Here is a 16,486-nt window from a genome sequence, read left to right as displayed (position 1 = left end):
GCCAGCGAAACCTGACAGCTTTATCATCCGAACCGCTATCAATAACATAGCTGGTCGCGCCCGGACATAAAGGGCTGCAGGCCAAAATGATGCGTAAATTGTTGCTGTGGAGGGCGCTGGAATACATTGAGGCCCCTGCCCCGCGCAGCTTCATGTCCAATACAGGCATGGAACCGACGAACGACACACCCCAAACCGACCAGCGCCTGACGGCGCTGGAGATCAAGGCCAGCTTTACCGAAGACCTGCTGGACCAGCTCGACAAGGTCATCGTGCGGCAGCAGCAGCAAATTGATGCGCTGGTGCGCGAGGTGGCAGAACTGAAAGCCGGCCCGGTGCGCGACGGCGACGTGACGGTGGGCCGCAGCCTGCGCGACGAGCTTCCGCCGCACTTCTAGGCGCCGCGCCGTTCAAGCGCCCAGATGGGCGGCGAGCTGGTCGAGGGTGCCGCCGTAGCCTTGCGTGAGCGACGGCTTGAGCTCTTCAAAGTACTGGCGTTCAGCCGCAAGCTCACCAAAGGGTTGCGCGCGCAGTGCCACGATGGTGCTTCCGTTTTGCTCAATGAAGGTCACGGTGTTTTCTATTTCCAGGGGGCAGGCTTCACTGAACGGTGCGCGGGCAATGCCGCAGTTTTCGTTGGCAAACGAGTTGAGCCACACGATGCGTTCACCCGCGGCGATTTCACGGTAATTGAACCTGCCCCACATCGTGGGTGCGCCCGGAAACTTCATGGCGTAGTGAAAAAACCCGCCGGGCCTGAACTCGAAACGCAGCAGGTCGATGGAGCAGCCCTTGGGCCCCCACCATTGCTGGATGTTGCCGGCCTCGCTCCATGCTTTCCAGACGCGCTCACGCGGGGCCTTGAACACGCGGTCGATCAGGAACGGGGAAGCCATGGCTGTCTTGACGTCATTTGCGGGCATGTTTCTTTCCTTTTTTGGGGGTTGACTGAGTTGACTGGGCTGATGACGTGGATGTGTCCGGCTGCAAAAACGCATCGAGCTTGTCGAAGCTGTCTTCCCAGACATTGCGGTACAGCGCCATCCAGCTGGCGACTTCTTTCAGGGGCGCGGCCTCCAGGCGGCACGGCCTGGTTTGCGCCGCACGTCCGCGCGAAATCAGGCCTGCTCGTTCCAGCACCTTCAGGTGTTTCGAAATGGAGGGCTGCGTCATGTCGAAGGGGGCCGCGAGTTCGTTGACCGTCGCTTCGCCGGAAGCAAGCCGGGCGACGATGGCGCGGCGGGTCGGGTCCGCGAGGGCGGCGAACGCCCTGTTGAGGGTGTCTGGGGTCATTACATGGCCAATCGTTTATATAGCTGTTTGGCTATATTAAGGCGGTCAAAACGGGATGTCAATCGCTTGCCTTGGGCTCAACCAACTACCAGAGGTTCTTGCCGTCGATCACCGTCACAGGGGCTTCGGCCGCGTCGAACCCGTCAAAGAGGCGGGCATTGACGCCGATGCGGCGGGTGGTGCCGTCCCAGCTGCCGTCCATCTCGAATGCGGGGCTGTCTGAATAGGTGGACACACCGCATTCGGCACAGAAGTGGTGGTCTACCAGCTTGGTCTGCCAGCGGTAGATGGCGTCGCCGTCCGTGGGCGTGGTGACGTGGAACTGATCGGGCGTGTAGTACGCCAGCAGCGCACCGCGCCTGGCGCAAAACGAGCAGGTGCAGCGCGTCAGCTGCGCGGGGATTTCGCCGTCAATGCGAAAGGCGTTTTTGCCGCAATGGCAGCTTCCCGTGATCGTCATGCGCCACCTCCACGAACTGTTGCATCGCCGTCTTCACCTTCCCCGTATTCGTCGTCTTCTTCATCCGTTTCATCTTCTTCATCTTCGTCGGCCAGGACGCCGGCAATTTCCTCTGCACCGCCTGCGGCCCAGGTAGCTTCACCCTCCTCGCCCCTTGCTTCCGGGTCTTCATCACGGGCGCCTTCCCCTTCTTCCAGGAAGTCGGCCTCGTCCATTGTCCGGTCGGGCAGGATGTCGGCATCAGGCCGCTCATCGCCGATGACACCGGCACGCTCGCCGGTACCCGCAGCGTCGCTGTCGCTGGCCAGTTCCTCTTCGCTGTAGGCACCTAGCGTGTCGCTGCCGGTGTCTGAACTGTCACCCGGGCCGAGCGACTGTGTGTCTTTTCCGCGCATCCACTGTTCGGGCGGAATGCTGCCACCCGCAATGCTGCTTTTTGCCATGCTGTGCCTTCTTTCATGCTTGTACCGGCGCGAATCACGCGCAATGGTGATGGGGAAGGCGCCAACCGCTGCCCCTTGAGATGACGCTATTTTTTACCCAGGTACTGGCGCACGGCGGAGGCTGAATTGCCGACAGCCTTGACGGCCTCGCGCAGCTGCTGCTCGGTGCAACCCAGGGTTTTGGTCCAGTCGCGAACTTCATAGTCCTGCCCCAAGGCGATGAACCTGCGGTCCACACCGGTTTTCGTTGTGTCGTCTGCCATGACGCATCTCCTAGGGAAAAAACGAATGCTAGGACGAAATGTCTGGGGTACCCTGTAGGACAAAACCCGTCACGCAGGCAGTCCACTTTCTGACACCGGCTGACATCTCCAGCTCCAGGTGCACGCCATGTCACTTCCACCGGATTTCAAGCCTTCAGACTTTTCCATCGGCTCCATCAGCGACCGCCAGCTCGTGAACCTGGCCAAACTGGCCGGTGCCATGACGGAAGGCGACGCGCTGACGCCGGAGCTGCAGGAGTTCACCCTGCTGATCATGGAAAAGTGCGCCGACATCGGCGACAAGTACAAAAGCCAGAAACACGGTCGCACCGCCGGCGACGAGATTCGCGCCCTGTTCGGGGTTTACTGACCACCTGTGGGCGGCGGACCCACGCCGCCATCCCTGTCAATTCGCTACCAAATTAATAGCTGCTTGCGCCCGTCCCTATTGGGCTGAAGTCCAGTTTGATGCATAAACCAGCCGTGGCTAGCCGCCGGCTTCCGTCGCCGGGTGCGCACCTGGCACTGCAGCGCCCGTGCGAAGCAGCACGGCAGCCAGCAAGGCGGCGCAGGCCGCAAACACCGCACCGATGACAAACGCCAGCTGGTAGCCGCCGTTGAGCGCCACCACGGCATCGGCACCCGCACCGGCCAGCGAACCGGTGCGCGCCGCCGCCAGGCTGGCCAGCACCGCCAGCCCCAGCGCGCCGCCCATCATGAAGGACGTATTGACCACGCCCGAGGCAATGCCCGACTCGGCCGGGTCCACGTCGCTCATGGCGGCCAGCAACACCGGGTTGAAGGCCATGCCGGCCCCCAGCCCCAGCAGCAGCATGCCGGGCAGCACGTCGAGCACAAAGCCGCCGCCCACCGGCGCACGCGCGAACAAGGCCAGGCCCAGGGCGGCCAGCAGCAGGCCGGCCGACAGCGGCGCGCGTATGCCGAAGCGCATGACGATTTTGGCCGACAAGCCCAGCGAGAACGCGGCCATGATCAGGTTGGCGGGCAAAAAGCCCAAGCCGACCTGCAGGGCGCTGTAGCCCAGCACCAGTTGCATATACAGCGCCGAAATAAAGAACCAGGCAAACATGGCCGCGGCCCACAGTACGCCGACCACGTTGGCGGTGGCGACGTTGCGCAGGCGGAAAAGGCCCAGCGGCACCAGCGGCGTCGAGACCCTGGCCTCGATGGCCAGGAAGATCGCCATCAGCACCGCGGCAACGCCCAGCAAACCGAGCGTCTGGCCTGACAGCCACCCGGCTTCGTTGCCGTTGACGATGCCGTAGACCGCCAGCATCAGCGCGGTGGTGACGGTGACGGCGCCCCACACGTCAAGCCGCGCGCCGGTGGCCTGCCCCTTGCCGCCGGGCAGCAGGAACAGGCACAGCGCAAACACGGCGCCGCCTATGGGCAGGTTGACCAAAAAGATCCAGTGCCAGTTGAGCGAATCGGTCAGCACGCCGCCCAGCAGCACACCGATGCTGCCGCCGCCGGCACAGACAAAGCCGTAGACCCCCATGGCCTTGGCGCGCTCGGCCGGTTCAGTGAAGAGGTTCATGATGAGCGACAGCGAAATCGCCGACACCACCGCGCCGCCCAGGCCCTGCACCGCGCGGGCCACCACCAGCAGCCCCTGCGAATTGGCCAGGCCGCAGGCCAGCGAGGCCACGGTGAACAGCGTGAGCCCCGCCAGGAACAGCCTGCGCTGGCCGTACAGATCGCCCAGCCGACCGCCCAGCAGCAAAAAACCGCCGAAGGTCAGCATGTAGGCGTTCACCACCCAGACGAGCGAGGTTTCGGTAAAGCCGAGGTCGGTGCGGATGGAAGGCAGCGCCACATTCACGATGGTGGTGTCGAGCACGATCATCAGCACGCCCAGGCAGAGCACCATCAGTGCCCACCAGCGCTTTCGGGTTTCCATGTTGTGTGTCATCTGCAGTTTCTCCCCGGTTTCACTGAACATGATCAATTCGCCAGCCCATCTTTGCACGGCATGGGTTTCTCCCTGCCTTCCCGCATGCTATCAAATCAGTAGCTACTTGCGCCCGGTGTCATTGGATTTCAGGCCTTTTTCATGATCAAAACAGGCCTAAAAAGGGCGCTGGGGGCTGCTGACAGCCTCTTTGAAGCGGGCAAGGCGTCCATCCTGGACTCTCCGGCCTACATGGGCGTGGCGCTGCTACGCACCTGCCGCAGCATGACAGCGGCCAGGATGGCCGTGCCCAGCACCAGGGCGGCGCTGATGCCGGCGGTGACCTGAAAGGCCTGGGCGTACGCATCGCGTGAAGTGCTGAGCAAGGCCGCACCGCTGGCGCCGGGCAATTCAGCCGCCACTGCCACCGCGCCGCCCAGCGTACTGCGGGCGGCCTCTGCGGCTACGGCCGGCACACCGCTGAGCACGGTGCCCTCCATCGCATGGCGGTAGACCCCCGTCACCACGCTGCCCAGCACAGCAATGCCGAGTGCGCCGCCAAACTCCGAGCTGGTTTCTGAAATCGCCGCAGCCGCACCGGCGCGCTCGGGCGGCGCGGAGCCGACGATGAGGTCGGTACCCAAGGTCACGACCGGGGCCAGGCCCAGCGAAAAAATCACGCTGCCGGTGACCAGCGTGGCCAGGCCCGAGGCGCCACTCACCTGCGTGAGCACGCCAAAGCCCACAAACGCCAGCGCCAGCCCGCCCGTGACGGCCAGGCCGGCGCGGATGCGCCGCGCAATGACAGGTGCCAGCATGGAGCCCACCACAAAACCCAAGGCCGACGGCACGGACCACAGGCCGGCCTCCAGCGGCGAGAGGCCAATCACCAGCTGCAAATACTGCGCGATGAAAAGAAAAGCGCCAAACGCGCCGAAAAAGCAGAAGGTGTTGATGGCCAGGGCCGCGCTGAATGCCGGCACACGAAACAAGGCCAGGTCAATCAGCGGGCTGGCCAGTGTGCGCTGCCTGCGCAGAAATGCCGCGCCTATCGCCAGCCCCGCGAGGATGCAGCCCGCGGCCAGCCAGCCCGGGCCGCCTTCCGCGATGCGCTTGAGGCCGTAGATGACGGCCAGCACGGCCGCCAGTGACTGCGCCGCGCTCAGCAGATCCAGCCGGCCGGCATCGGGGTCGCGGTATTCGGGCAGCAGCACCGGGCCCAGCACCAGCAGCAGGACCATCACGGGCACGCTGACCAGGAACACTGAGCCCCACCAGAAATGCTCAAGCAGGACACCGCCGACCAGCGGGCCAATCGCGCCGCCTACCGAGTAGCTGGTGATCCAGACGCCAATGGCCACGGTGCGCTCGCCCGCGTCCAGGAACATATTGCGTATCAGCGAAAGCGTGGAAGGGGCCAGCGTCGCCCCGGCAATGCCCAGCAGTGCGCGCGTGGCGATCAGCATTTCAGCCGTGGTGGAAAACGCCGCCAGCACCGACGCAGCGCCAAACGCGGCAGCCCCCATGAGCAGCAGCCTGCGCCGGCCAATGCGGTCGCCCAGCGTGCCCATGGTGATGAGCGAGCCGGCAATCATGAAGCCGTAAATGTCGACCATCCACAGCAGTTGCGCGCCCGTGGGTTTGAGGTCGGCGCTCAGGTGCGGCACTGCCAGGTTCATCACCGTCAGGTCCATCGAATACAGCAGGCAGGGCAGCGCGATGACGGTCAGCCCAATCCAGTCGCGGCGCGTGGCTTTGGGCGAAGCCGTCATGCAGCGCGGGCCTCGGCGTGGCAGCACGCCGGTGCGGGCTGGCTGGCCGCGGCGTTGTGGCCAGCCTTGTCAGCGCTGTGTATCTCAGTGCCGTATTTGTCATGGTGGCGCGCCCAGGCCATGGGGAAAGGCAAGCCGCCTTCGTCGCGACCCTTGGGGGTGAGGTCCATGTAGTTGTAGGCGCCCACCAGCATGTCCGCCCCGCGGGCGTAGCTGGAATAGGTGTGAAAGATGTTGCCCTGGCCATCCTGGTAGAACACGCTGACCCCGTGCAGCTCTTGCATGCTGGCGCCGTCGACATCGTTCATGCGGTAGTTGTAGTCAAACTGTCCGCTGGCCAGCTCTTCGGGCGTGAAGGAGACGTGGTAGTCGTGGTTGAAGTCGTTGCCGAAGGACGACACCCACTTGAAGCGCCAGCCCATGCGCCGGCGGAACGCAGCCAGGTCGGGTTGCGGCGCGTGCGACACCACAGCCAGCGTGATGTCGCGCGCTGCCAGGTGCGGCAAGGCGCCGTCGATGTGGTCCGAAAGGAAGGAGCAACTGGGGCAGCCTTCCTTCCAGCCGGGACCGAACATGAAGTGATAGACCACGAGCTGGCTGCGCCCCTCGAACAAACCGGCAAGGGTTTCCTTGCCCGCGGGGCCGTCGAACACATAGGGCTTGTCGACCTTGAGCCAGGGCAAGCGGCGCCGCTCGGCGCTCACCAGATCCCGGTGGGCGGTGAGTTCTTTTTCACGGGCCAGCAACAGCTGGCGGGCGGCAAGCCATTCGTCTTTGGATACTACGGAGTGGAAAACGGCGTTGGCAGCGTTTGCGGGGGTTGAAGTCACGGCGGGCTCCCTGGATACGGTCAGTTCAGTGAAGGGTCGAGTTGCTGGAACGGTGGCCTATTGGTTCAGGATGTGAAGGATGTTGCCGTCCGGGTCCTTGAACCAGGCGCCTTTGAAGTCGCCCGCTACGTGCGCATCGCCTTGCAGCGTCATGCCGGGCATGTCGTAGTGCTCAAACACCACGCCTTTGGCCTTGAGCGCCTTCAGGATGTTGTCGAACTCGTCGCCCACGCCCCAGGTGGCGGACGTGGCCTTGTTGGTGCCGGCGAAAGACGAGACATACACCACCACGGTGGCGGTGCCGCTCTGGTAGCTGAGCACGCCCTCCTCGGCGGTCTCAAGCGGGGTGAGGCCGAGTGTGCCTCCATAAAATTTCTTCGCCGCCGCAAGGTCCTTGACGGCGATGGTGGCCATGGCGTTTCGATTGGCAAGCATGGTGCGTCTCTCCTGGGGTTGGGGCTGAACAGCGGTGGCGGTTTGGGGTGACTTTCAGGTCACAGCCGATGAAACAAACAGTTTGTCGAGCTTGAGGAAAGCGCCGGCCCAGCCCTCGTTGTGGCTGTCGCGTGCGGCCAGGTCGTAGAAGCGCTCATGCTTGAACACCAGCTCGGTGCCGGCCCCGGAAGGTTTGAGCGAGACCGTGACCCGCGACACGCGTTCCGGTGTGCTCTTCCAGCCCCAGTCAAACACCAGCTTGCGGTGTGGTTCGACTTCGAGGTAAGTGCCGCTCACGTTGTGTGTTTCCCCGCCCGGCACGCCGAACTGGATGTGGTAGCGGCCGCCCACACGCACATCCATGTCGGCAATGGTCACCACGCCGGCCGGGTCGGGGCCGAACCACTGCGCTAGTGCTTGCGGGTCGGTCCACGCGCGCCAGACTTTTTCGGGAGCGACGGGGTAGTGGCGGGTGATGTCGACGGACGGGCCGGCGGACGGTTTGCCTTGCGCTGTGCTTCTTTCCATGGCGGGTTCAACTCCTCTTGCTGGTAAAGGTAGCGGCCCAGCGCGTCAAGGCGCTCGGACCAGAATTTCTCGTAACGGGATAGCCACATGGCGGCCTCCTGCATGGGCTCGGGTGAAATCGCCAGGTTGACGACGCGGCCATCCTTGGCGCGGCTGACCAGGCCGGCGTCTTCCAGCACCCGCAGGTGCTTCATGAAACCGGGCAAGGACATGCCGTGCGGCTGGGCCAGCTCGCCGACGGACAGGTTGCCCTGTTCCAGGGCCTGCAACACCTTGCGCCGCGTCGGGTCTGCCAGTGCGGCAAATACGGCGTTCAGGGTCTCTTCTTGCGCATCATTTTTATACTTAACCATTTGGCTTAGTATTTGATAAATGATGAGGCTTGTCAACCCGGTTGGCCCGGGAAATCTGTTTCTTTATGTACGCACGATTTGTGGACAGGCCGCCGGGGTGAAGCGCTTTTTTTGAGCGTGCAAATAAATGTGTCGGCTTGCACCTACCCTGTAAAGCGGCGAAACACCCTGCAAGTTGGCTGGCACTGAAACGTGAATTGACATCCAATCAGGGTATGAACCATTCATCTCATTCACCTTTCACGACCCCGATGATTTTGTCCAGCGCGCAACAAACCTTCCCTACGCCCGGCCACCGTGTGGCAGCCCGCTACGTGGGTGCAGTGGCGCTGGCCCTGGCCGCAGCAGCCGTGCTGTACGCCCCGCGCGGGCATGCGCAGGCGGCAGACCCGGCCGCCGCTGCGTCGGCGCCTGCGGCCGGTGCATCGCAACCCTCCGCTGCCGCGGCTTCCCCCACTCCCAAATACGCGGCCAGAGACCTTGAGCGCGCGTTCAGTTTCATGGACAAGGACAACAACGGCAAAGTCAGCCGCGATGAGGCGTCCAACTTTCGCGGTGTCTCCAAACACTTTGACGAAGCCGACACCAACAAGGACAACATGCTGTCGCGCGAAGAATTTGAACGTGCCATGAACGGGCCGAAACCCCAGTAAACGACGCGCCGGCTTGCGCAAATGGTGACGCGGGAAATGGCTTGTGAAAGCTATTTTTTCCGGTAAACATACCAGGCCGCGAAGGCGGTGAAAACGCCAATAATCCCCACGATCACCATGAAGCCGTGGGGATGTTCGGCCAGGGGGATGCCGCCCACATTCATCCCCAGCAGGCCGGCAACAATGTTGATGGGCAGCGCCAGTACCGTGACCATCGTCAGGATGAAGACGCTGCGGTTGGTCTCCTCGCTGACCTGCGCGGCAATTTCCTCTTGCAGGAGCTTGATGCGCTCCTTCAGCTCGGACATGTCCCGGATGGTCAATGAGAATTCTTCCGTCGCCTGGCGGAGCTCCTCCAGGTCGCGCTCGCTGACCCATGGCGGCGGCAGCCGCAGCAGGCGGAACAGCGCACCGGGCTCCGGCGCCAGCAGCCTCTGCAGCCGCACCAGCACACGCCGCAGCTTGCCCAGGTCAGCCCGGCGGTTATGCAGGCGGCCGATCAGGAATTTATCCTCCACCACGTCCACCTGGACAGTGGCGTCACGCACGATGCGCACCAGCACATCGCCCTGCTCGCGCAGCAGCTGGTTCAGAAAAGACACCGATGACGCCAGCGGCTTGCCGTTCTTGATGGCGTCACGCATGCGGTCGATGGAACGCAGGGGATGGGAGCGCGCGCTCAGCGCCATATGGGGCGCCACGTTCAGCCACAGGCTGGACATTTCAGCCGGGTCAAACGCGAATTCATACGCAACATCGTTGACGACAGCAATCAGCGTGTCGTGCGCATCTTCTATGCGGGTGGACCTTGAGCCGGCGTGCAAGGCCTCGAAGAACTCGGGTACGGCGTGCAGATGCTTGCGGATGCTCGCCTCTGCCGCGGCGTCACTGAGGTTGAAGTGGAGCCAGACGAAATCTGATTTTCCCTTGGGGGTTTTGTCCTGCAGCCAAGCGGCCGCCTCCAGGAGATCTACCGGTATGCCGGGCGCGCCGTTTTCAAACCTGTAGCCGCAGAGCAGGCCGGTTCTGTCGGCGCCATAAGTGATGTCCATTCAGAAGTGGCGTGAAGTAGTCAAAATTGGAGTGAATCGGACATTGCAGGCGCAGGGCAGCCGGTATCGGGTGACCTGCCCCGGGCAGTGGCGGTCATACAGTGTGTTGCCTTTGCATGACGGTTCGGTGACAGTAGCGTGGCCGCGTTCTTCTGGCGCCTGGCCTGGCGGTGCATGCCCGCAGCACGCCGGGTTGTCACTGAGCCCCAATGCGCTTCATAATTTCAGGACAGGCTGGCAGCACCTCAGGCCTCGCCTGGTTCCTTCACATCACCGACGGAGACGATATGGCCACCCACGAATTGTTTGCCTACCTTCATGTCAAAAGTGCTGCAAAGGCCATGGCGTTTTACATCTCGGTTTTTGGTGCCACGGAAAAATTCCGGCTCACAGAACCCGATGGCCGCATCGGCCATGCCGAACTGGACTTTGACGGCGCCACGCTGATGGTGTCGGAAGAATTCCCGGAGTACGGCACCCGGGCGCCCGATGCCGGCGCGCCGGCCACCGTCACGCTGCACCTGCATGTGGACAACTGCGACGATGTGATTGCGCGTGCGCTGAAAGCCGGCGCCACGCTGGAAATGGCGGCGCAAGACCAGTTTTATGGTGAGCGCTCGGGCAGCTTTCGCGATCCGGCAGGCTACCGCTGGAGTGTGGGGCACAGCATTGAAACCGTGTCGCCAGAAGAAATGCAGCGCCGCTATACCGCGTTGATGACCACGCCTTCTGCGTGAATTTGCTATGAAAAACATAGCTGCTTGCGCCCGACAGTAAAGGCTACAGCCCGGATTTATTCACTAGCGCGCTAGGAACCCCGTAGCCCGCCGCGGGCCCGGTACAGGTTCAGGCTTCGTCCGTCGGCGATCCCGCAGAATTGCTTTGCCCGAGCACGCGCCGCAAGGTTTCGAGGAGCTCGGTGTTGGAGGTTTTGGCCTTGACCAGCACGGCGGCTGCCCGTGTGGCCTGAAGCCTGTCCACCTCCAGCGCCGAGAAAATCACCACCGGCGGCGGACCGTCCATGGCCTCGACGTCCTTGAGCAAATCCCAGCCGGAGCCGCCCGGCAGGCTGAGGTCCAGCAGGATCAGGTCGAAGCGCTGTTCCTTCAGCCTGTCGCGTGCTTCCTGCACCGTGTCGGCAAAGACGAAGGTCGCAAACCCCTGGGCAATGGTCGCTGCGATGCGCTGGATGTCCGGATCGTCTTCAACATGCAGGATGACGGCGCGGGCTTCGACCGAACCCGCAATGGCGCGCCGCACGCCCAGCACGAGCATGTTCTCGTCGATGGGTTTTTCCAGCCAGTCCGATACGGTCAGGGACTGCTCGTTGAACTGGATCCGCCCCTCGGCCGCCGAGGCCGACACCACCACGATCGGCACGTCGCGTGTATGCAGCTGGGCGCGCAGCGCCCTGATCAGCGCAATGCCGTCCTGGTCGGGCAGCTTCAGGTCTATGGTGACGGCGGCGTACCGCCTTCTTGCCAGCTCCGCGACGGCCTGCTTGGCCGTGTACACCATTTCGGTGTCAAAACCGCCCTTGTCGAGCATCATGCTGATCAGGCGGGAGATGTCCGGGTCGTCCTCGCAAACCAGAACACGCGGCCGCTGTTCAACAAGTGCCGAGAAACCTGAAGTACGCTCCGGCGAATCCACCCATTCGGGCAGTTCAAAGAAGAAGGTGGTACCGACCCCGGGGTCGGTATGAAAACCGATGCTGCCGCCCAGGCGCTCGATGATGGCCCGTGAAATATTGAGGCCCAGGCCCGTGCCGCCCTTTTGCCGTGTATCGGAGGAGTCGGCCTGGGAGAATTTCTGGAAGATGCGGTTGCGGAATTCCTCCGGAATGCCGGGCCCGTGGTCTCGCACCTCGACGCGTATGCCCGTCTCGCTGCGTGCCACGTGAATATCCACCGTGCCGCCTTCGGGCGAGAACTTCATCGCGTTGGACAGCAGGTTGGTCACCACCTGCGTCAGCCGGTCGCTGTCGACCCTGACCTGCAGGTCTTCATCGGGAAACTCGAGCTGCAGGTGCACATTCTTCGCCGCGCCGTAGCCTTCGTTGGCGGCCAGCGCCTGCTCCAGCAAGGGCCTGAGTTCGATGGCCTGGAAATCCAGGGTCATCTTGCCGGACTCGATCTTCTCGATGTCCAGGATGTCGTTGATCAGCCGGATCAGGCGCTCACAGTTGGTCTTCGCGATGCCCACCAGCGTCTTGACGGCGTCGGGCAGCTGGCCGGCAACACCGCCGGAAATCAGGCCCAGCGAGCCCCGGATCGAGGTAAGCGGCGTGCGCAGTTCATGGCTGACCGTCGAGACAAATTCACTCTTCATGCGGTCAATGCGTTTGAGCTCGGTGACGTCGTTGGCCAGCGTGTAGAAGCCGATCACCTTGCCCTCGTCGGCGCCGTCGCCGTAGCGCGGGAAATAATTGACCACGTAGTCGCGCACGCCGCCGCGGGCGGTTTTCTGCGTACGCTCGTAGACCACCGGATAGCCCTGCAGCACCTCTTCCACCCGGGGCTTGATCAGGGCGTACATCTCATCGCCCACGATGTCCCGGATGGTCTTGCCTTCGAGCTGCGCTTGCGTCATGCCGAAGACTTCCTCGTAGGCCCGGTTATGAAAGCACAGGCGCTGATCGGCGTCAGCGTAAGTGATCCAGGCCGGCACGGTGTCGGTGATTTCGCGCATCTGCGCTTCGCTGGTGCGCAGGGCCTCGGTGACACGGCGGATTTCGGTGGTGTCGCGTCCCGTGCCGCGATAGCCGGTGAATTTTCCGTTGGCGTCGAATTTCGGCACGCCGCTGATGCTGAAGTAGCGCGGCCGCCCCTTGGAGTCGCGCCGTGTACTTTCAAGGTCGCGGAAAACCTCGTGCCGGGCTATTTTGGCCTTGTACTCGGCCAACGCACCGGCTTCGATGTTGATGTAGTCGAGCTCCCAGGCAGTCTTGCCATGGGCCGATTTCGGGATGCCGGAGGCGCTTGGGGCTTCGCCGGGAACCTCGACGAAGCGGAAGTTTTCGTCCTGCTCCCAGAACCAGTCGGAGGCCAGCGCCGTGAGCGCGCGAAAGCGTTCCTCGCTTTCACGCAGAACCTGCTCGGTCTGCTTGCGCTCGGTGATGTCCTGGATCTGCGCGATAAATTGAAGCGGCTTTCTGTCTGCATCGCGCACGAGGGAGCAGCTCATGTAGCCCCAGACAGTGCGGCCGGACTTGTGGATGTAGCGCTTTTCGACGTGGAACGATTCGATTTCGCCGGCCAATGCCCTGCGGCGCTGCTCCAGGTCCCAGGCAATATCGTCTGGATGAGTCAGGTCATGGATAGTGCGCGACAGCATTTCCGCCTCTGAATACCCCAGCATCTGGCAAAAAGCGGTGTTGACCTTCAGCCGGCGCGAGTCGATGCCGATCAGCGTCATCCCGATGGCCGCGTGTTCAAACGCATTGCTGAACTGCTGGTCACTGACCGTGAAGACATCGTTGTCCGTGCTGATGGGGCCGGCCCCCTTGGGACTTACTTCTCCGGCGTCCTCGAACGCACTGGCGCCGCCGTCCGTCAGCGCAACGCCTGAATCGTCAAACACGTCCCCCTCAGCCGGCATGGCCCCGGCCTGCTCGCCTCCGAGCGTGAAATAAAAGGTACTGCCCTCACCCACTGCTGACTTGGCCCAGATTTTTCCGCCGTGACGGGTAATGATGCGTTTGACCGTGGCCAGCCCGATGCCGCTGCCGGCGAACTCTTCCGGTGAATGCAGCCGCTCAAAGGTGCCGAAGAGCTTGTCGGCATACGCCATGTCGAAGCCGGCACCGTTGTCCCGCACAAAGTAAACCACCTGGTCCTCGGGCCCTGCTTCTTTTCCGACCAGGATTTCGGTGTGCGGTTTTTTCGAGGTGAACTTCCATGCATTGGCGATCAGGTTCTCCAGCACCTGACGCAGCAACGCAACGTCCGCCCGGCCCCACAGGTTGGGCTCGACAGTGATCCGCACCCGCCGGTCTGGATCGTTTTCCGTCCATTGCTTGATGATCTTGGCCGCCTCGGTGCTGATGTCGACAGACTCCCAGTTCAGGCTGGTCCGCGACAACTGGGCCAGGGACAGCAAACCGTCGGTCAGCTCACCCATGCGGCGCACACTGCTGCGTATGCGGCCCATGAAGTGATGCGCGCGCTCCCCCGACTCAGGTGGAACCGCTTTTTCAAGCAGCGCACAGAATCCGTCGATGGTGCTCAACGGTGTCCGCAAGTCATGCGCCACGGAATATGAGAAGGCCTCGATCTCCCGGGTGGCGACTTCCAGCTGGGCGGTCCTGCGCAGCACGCGTTTTTCCAGGTTGACGTTCAGCCGGACGATTTCCTGCTCAGCCTGCCGGCGTTTGCTGATGTCGGTAATGGTGCTGACATACCCCGACGGGGCGCCGTTCCCGTCCACCAGGGGCTGCACGTTGATCAGCGCCCAGAACTCACTGCCGTCGGGCCTGCGATGGCACACCACACGGTTCAGCTGTGGCTGGCCGGTACGCACGGCGACAACACTGGGCCACTCTTCCCTGGGCATTGGCGTGCCGTCTTCACGGAATCTTTGCCATTCCGGCTCGACCGAGGTCTGGCCTTTCAGCTGGGCCAGGGCCAGGCCGAGGATGCGCTCTGCACTGGCATTGCAATCGACAATATGCCCTTGGGCGTCCCGCAGGATCACGCCTTCGGCCAAGGCACCCACAACCGCCCGGAAGCGGGCTTCGCCGACCCGCAGCGCGATCTCCACTTCCTTGCGTGACGTGATGTCGGCGCCCACACCCCGATAACCCGCAAAGGTTCCATCGTCGCCAAACACCGGTTCCCCGCTGACGCTGCGGTAAACGACGCTGCCATCCTCCTTGGTCAGCCGGTATTCAAAATTGCGGAACGGCAAATGCGCCTGTAACACCGCCTTGTGCTCGTCCCATGTGCCGACAAGCGGTGTGGAGTTAGGCAGGTCCCATCGGCATTGCCCCTCTCCAATGACCTGGGTTCCCAGGGCGAAGCGTTGCGGATCATTGGAGACAAAGACGTTGCGGAAGTTTGTGTCCTGTTCCCAGTACCAGTCGGACGAAAGACCGGTGAGGCTGCGAAAGCGCTCTTCGCTGCGGCGCAGTTTGGCCTCGGCCTCCAGCCGCGCGGTGATGTCGCTACCCACGCCCCGATAGCCGGTGAAGCGGCCTTTGGCGTCCACCATTGGCTCTCCGCTGATGGACAAGGTCACGCGCTTGCCGTCTTTTTCTACGCGTTCGTATTCAAAATTCCGGAAGACTTCGTGACGCTCCAGCAGGGCGCGGTGATGTGCCCACATTTCCTGGTTGGCCTGGCTGTGGTCGATCTCCCAGCGTGTTTTACCGAGATGCTCCTTGATCGCGCGCTTGGCTTCTTCCGTCTGGCCGCCGGACAGCTTGGTGAAGCGGAAATTGGCATCGGTTTCCCAGTACCAGTCGGACGAAAGACTGGTCAGGCTACGGAACTGCTGCTCGCTGCTGCGCAAGCGCTCTTCATCCGCCAGCTGCTGGGTTATGTCCTCCGCCGTAACCAGGACGTGCGTCACCACACCACTGGAATCTTTCAGCGGAACCTTGCGCATGTGCACGCGAATGACACCCTTGTGCTTGGTCTGGACAAGGCGGTCGGGGAATTCCTGCATCTTGCCGGCAGCAATCAGGGCGAGATCCGAGGCATGCATGTTGTGGGCATGGGCCTTGGGCCACAGATCATGGACGGTATGGCCCAGCGCTTCCGCCCGAGTGAAACCATAAAGCTCTTCCGCCGCGCGATTCCATGCGACGTAACGGTGGTCCGTGACGGCTTTCAGGTTCATGGCGATCGGAATGTTCTCAACGATGTCGTCGAGCAGGCGGGCGACTTTGCGTTCTTTTTCCTCCGCGCGCCTGCTGGCCGTGACATCGCGCGTGATACCCCGATAACCCATGAACTCCTGATGCTTGTTGAACACCGGCACGCCGCTGATGGAGAAATAGTGCGCGACGCCATCCTCCAGCACGCGTATGTATTCGAAATCGCGGAAAGGCTTGCGTTCAGCCAGTACGGCGCGGTGGTCTTCCCATGACATGGTGACCGGCAGGGCGCCAGGCAGTTCCCAGCGGCATTTGCCGACGGAACTGTCGAGATCCTTATCTTGTGACTTGCTGCTGTACTCGGCCGTGAAGTCGGTAAAACGGTACTCCGCGTCCTGCTCCCAGTACCAGTCCGCCGAGACGGTGGCCAGGCTGCGCAAGCTGCTGATGTCGTCCCTGAGCGATTCGACCAGTCGCTGCTGCTCAACGATCTCAAGCTTCAACGCATCATTGGCGGCTGCCAGCGCAAGCGCTTCAGCCTGCATGCGCTGCTGGGACTGCTCTGCCGTCTCGTCGCGTTTCATCGCGGCACCTGACCGGTAACCGTGCCGGGCCGACGCGGCAGGGGCATGGGCGCACCCATCAGGCCAGGCTCACGGTGGACTGCGGTGAAT

17 protein-coding genes are annotated in these 16,486 nt (G+C 62.8%); 4 read left to right on the top strand and 13 right to left on the bottom strand.

The features are described from left to right. Window positions 1-167: 167 nt before the first annotated feature. Window positions 168-398, top strand: a complete 231-nt coding sequence (locus tag AC1DYQ_RS22335) for a SlyX family protein (RefSeq protein WP_457282270.1) — start codon at window positions 168-170, stop codon at window positions 396-398. A gap of 12 nt (window positions 399-410) precedes the next feature. Here AC1DYQ_RS22335 and AC1DYQ_RS22330 read toward each other — a convergent pair whose 3' ends face one another. From AC1DYQ_RS22330 to AC1DYQ_RS22310, 5 genes are all read right to left on the bottom strand, one after another. Next, entirely contained in the window at window positions 411-923 is a 513-nt protein-coding gene (locus tag AC1DYQ_RS22330; protein WP_477688635.1) for an SRPBCC family protein, read from the bottom strand. After that, window positions 910-1,293 (bottom strand): ArsR/SmtB family transcription factor, encoded by a 384-nt coding sequence (locus AC1DYQ_RS22325; protein ID WP_477688634.1) that lies wholly within the window; start codon window positions 1,291-1,293, stop codon window positions 910-912. Before AC1DYQ_RS22325 ends, AC1DYQ_RS22330 begins: the two co-directional genes overlap by 14 nt. Before the next feature lie 85 nt (window positions 1,294-1,378). Beyond that, entirely contained in the window at window positions 1,379-1,753 is a 375-nt protein-coding gene (locus AC1DYQ_RS22320) for a GFA family protein (RefSeq protein ID WP_457282121.1), read from the bottom strand. Beyond that, window positions 1,750-2,196, bottom strand: coding sequence for a hypothetical protein (locus AC1DYQ_RS22315; protein ID WP_477688633.1), 447 nt, complete (start codon window positions 2,194-2,196; stop codon window positions 1,750-1,752). Before AC1DYQ_RS22315 ends, AC1DYQ_RS22320 begins: the two co-directional genes overlap by 4 nt. Window positions 2,197-2,282: 86 nt before the next feature. Beyond that, window positions 2,283-2,459 carry a DUF3606 domain-containing protein gene (locus AC1DYQ_RS22310; protein WP_457282123.1) on the bottom strand — a complete coding sequence of 59 codons (177 nt, stop codon included), beginning with the start codon at window positions 2,457-2,459 and terminating at the stop codon, window positions 2,283-2,285. Between the two features lie 127 nt (window positions 2,460-2,586). On the opposite strand from AC1DYQ_RS22310, the gene AC1DYQ_RS22305 reads away from it, so the two are divergent. Continuing rightward, complete coding sequence (locus AC1DYQ_RS22305) at window positions 2,587-2,829, top strand: hypothetical protein (RefSeq protein WP_477648985.1); 243 nt, start codon at window positions 2,587-2,589, stop codon at window positions 2,827-2,829. Window positions 2,830-2,946: 117 nt separating this feature from the next. Here AC1DYQ_RS22305 and AC1DYQ_RS22300 read toward each other — a convergent pair whose 3' ends face one another. From AC1DYQ_RS22300 to AC1DYQ_RS22275, 6 genes are all read right to left on the bottom strand, one after another. Further along, the gene (locus tag AC1DYQ_RS22300; protein WP_477688649.1) at window positions 2,947-4,392 is read right to left on the bottom strand and encodes a DHA2 family efflux MFS transporter permease subunit; all 1,446 of its coding nucleotides are present in this window, start codon (window positions 4,390-4,392) and stop codon (window positions 2,947-2,949) included. A gap of 227 nt (window positions 4,393-4,619) precedes the next feature. Continuing rightward, window positions 4,620-6,143 (bottom strand): MFS transporter, encoded by a 1,524-nt coding sequence (locus tag AC1DYQ_RS22295; protein ID WP_477688632.1) that lies wholly within the window; start codon window positions 6,141-6,143, stop codon window positions 4,620-4,622. After that, a complete protein-coding gene (locus AC1DYQ_RS22290; protein ID WP_477688631.1) occupies window positions 6,140-6,973 on the bottom strand; it encodes a DUF899 domain-containing protein in 834 nt (277 codons plus the stop codon). The genes AC1DYQ_RS22295 and AC1DYQ_RS22290 overlap by 4 nt, the downstream gene beginning before the upstream one ends. A 57-nt stretch (window positions 6,974-7,030) precedes the next feature. After that, window positions 7,031-7,408, bottom strand: coding sequence for a VOC family protein (locus AC1DYQ_RS22285; protein ID WP_477688630.1), 378 nt, complete (start codon window positions 7,406-7,408; stop codon window positions 7,031-7,033). Between the two features lie 54 nt (window positions 7,409-7,462). After that, window positions 7,463-7,936 (bottom strand): SRPBCC family protein, encoded by a 474-nt coding sequence (locus tag AC1DYQ_RS22280; RefSeq protein WP_477667663.1) that lies wholly within the window; start codon window positions 7,934-7,936, stop codon window positions 7,463-7,465. Next, the gene (locus AC1DYQ_RS22275; protein WP_477667664.1) at window positions 7,819-8,289 is read right to left on the bottom strand and encodes an ArsR/SmtB family transcription factor; all 471 of its coding nucleotides are present in this window, start codon (window positions 8,287-8,289) and stop codon (window positions 7,819-7,821) included. Before AC1DYQ_RS22275 ends, AC1DYQ_RS22280 begins: the two co-directional genes overlap by 118 nt. Window positions 8,290-8,504: 215 nt before the next feature. On the opposite strand from AC1DYQ_RS22275, the gene AC1DYQ_RS22270 reads away from it, so the two are divergent. Next, window positions 8,505-8,942, top strand: a complete 438-nt coding sequence (locus tag AC1DYQ_RS22270) for an EF-hand domain-containing protein (RefSeq protein ID WP_477688629.1) — start codon at window positions 8,505-8,507, stop codon at window positions 8,940-8,942. 50 nt (window positions 8,943-8,992) lie between these two features. On the opposite strand, the gene AC1DYQ_RS22265 is transcribed toward AC1DYQ_RS22270, so the two are convergent. Continuing rightward, window positions 8,993-9,994, bottom strand: a complete 1,002-nt coding sequence (locus AC1DYQ_RS22265; RefSeq protein ID WP_477688628.1) for a transporter — start codon at window positions 9,992-9,994, stop codon at window positions 8,993-8,995. A 287-nt stretch (window positions 9,995-10,281) separates the two neighbouring features. Here AC1DYQ_RS22265 and AC1DYQ_RS22260 point away from each other — a divergent pair, with 287 nt between their 5' ends. Next, a complete protein-coding gene (locus AC1DYQ_RS22260) occupies window positions 10,282-10,731 on the top strand; it encodes a VOC family protein (RefSeq protein WP_477688627.1) in 450 nt (149 codons plus the stop codon). A 109-nt stretch (window positions 10,732-10,840) separates the two neighbouring features. Here AC1DYQ_RS22260 and AC1DYQ_RS22255 read toward each other — a convergent pair whose 3' ends face one another. Then, the gene (locus AC1DYQ_RS22255; RefSeq protein ID WP_477688626.1) at window positions 10,841-16,396 is read right to left on the bottom strand and encodes a PAS domain S-box protein; all 5,556 of its coding nucleotides are present in this window, start codon (window positions 16,394-16,396) and stop codon (window positions 10,841-10,843) included. Window positions 16,397-16,486: the final 90 nt, after the last annotated feature.

It is taken from the genome of Polaromonas sp. P1_F4 (genome assembly GCF_056405675.1).
Note: the sequence above shows the minus strand (reverse complement) of the source record. Positions and strands in the feature narration are given on the sequence as shown.

What these genes read in the sequence shown, in the direction of transcription:
- AC1DYQ_RS22300 (WP_477688649.1), bottom strand. Translation starts at nt 4,392, where the DNA reads ATGACACACAACATGGAAACCCGAAAGCGCTGGTGGGCACTGATGGTG.
- AC1DYQ_RS22335 (WP_457282270.1), top strand. Translation starts at nt 168, where the DNA reads ATGGAACCGACGAACGACACACCCCAAACCGACCAGCGCCTGACGGCG.
- AC1DYQ_RS22265 (WP_477688628.1), bottom strand. Translation starts at nt 9,994, where the DNA reads ATGGACATCACTTATGGCGCCGACAGAACCGGCCTGCTCTGCGGCTAC.
- AC1DYQ_RS22315 (WP_477688633.1), bottom strand. Translation starts at nt 2,196, where the DNA reads ATGGCAAAAAGCAGCATTGCGGGTGGCAGCATTCCGCCCGAACAGTGG.
- AC1DYQ_RS22270 (WP_477688629.1), top strand. Translation starts at nt 8,505, where the DNA reads ATGAACCATTCATCTCATTCACCTTTCACGACCCCGATGATTTTGTCC.
- AC1DYQ_RS22295 (WP_477688632.1), bottom strand. Translation starts at nt 6,143, where the DNA reads ATGACGGCTTCGCCCAAAGCCACGCGCCGCGACTGGATTGGGCTGACC.
- AC1DYQ_RS22275 (WP_477667664.1), bottom strand. Translation starts at nt 8,289, where the DNA reads ATGGTTAAGTATAAAAATGATGCGCAAGAAGAGACCCTGAACGCCGTA.
- AC1DYQ_RS22280 (WP_477667663.1), bottom strand. Translation starts at nt 7,936, where the DNA reads ATGGAAAGAAGCACAGCGCAAGGCAAACCGTCCGCCGGCCCGTCCGTC.
- AC1DYQ_RS22320 (WP_457282121.1), bottom strand. Translation starts at nt 1,753, where the DNA reads ATGACGATCACGGGAAGCTGCCATTGCGGCAAAAACGCCTTTCGCATT.
- AC1DYQ_RS22325 (WP_477688634.1), bottom strand. Translation starts at nt 1,293, where the DNA reads ATGACCCCAGACACCCTCAACAGGGCGTTCGCCGCCCTCGCGGACCCG.
- AC1DYQ_RS22260 (WP_477688627.1), top strand. Translation starts at nt 10,282, where the DNA reads ATGGCCACCCACGAATTGTTTGCCTACCTTCATGTCAAAAGTGCTGCA.
- AC1DYQ_RS22330 (WP_477688635.1), bottom strand. Translation starts at nt 923, where the DNA reads ATGCCCGCAAATGACGTCAAGACAGCCATGGCTTCCCCGTTCCTGATC.
- AC1DYQ_RS22310 (WP_457282123.1), bottom strand. Translation starts at nt 2,459, where the DNA reads ATGGCAGACGACACAACGAAAACCGGTGTGGACCGCAGGTTCATCGCC.
- AC1DYQ_RS22285 (WP_477688630.1), bottom strand. Translation starts at nt 7,408, where the DNA reads ATGCTTGCCAATCGAAACGCCATGGCCACCATCGCCGTCAAGGACCTT.
- AC1DYQ_RS22255 (WP_477688626.1), bottom strand. Translation starts at nt 16,396, where the DNA reads ATGAAACGCGACGAGACGGCAGAGCAGTCCCAGCAGCGCATGCAGGCT.
- AC1DYQ_RS22305 (WP_477648985.1), top strand. Translation starts at nt 2,587, where the DNA reads ATGTCACTTCCACCGGATTTCAAGCCTTCAGACTTTTCCATCGGCTCC.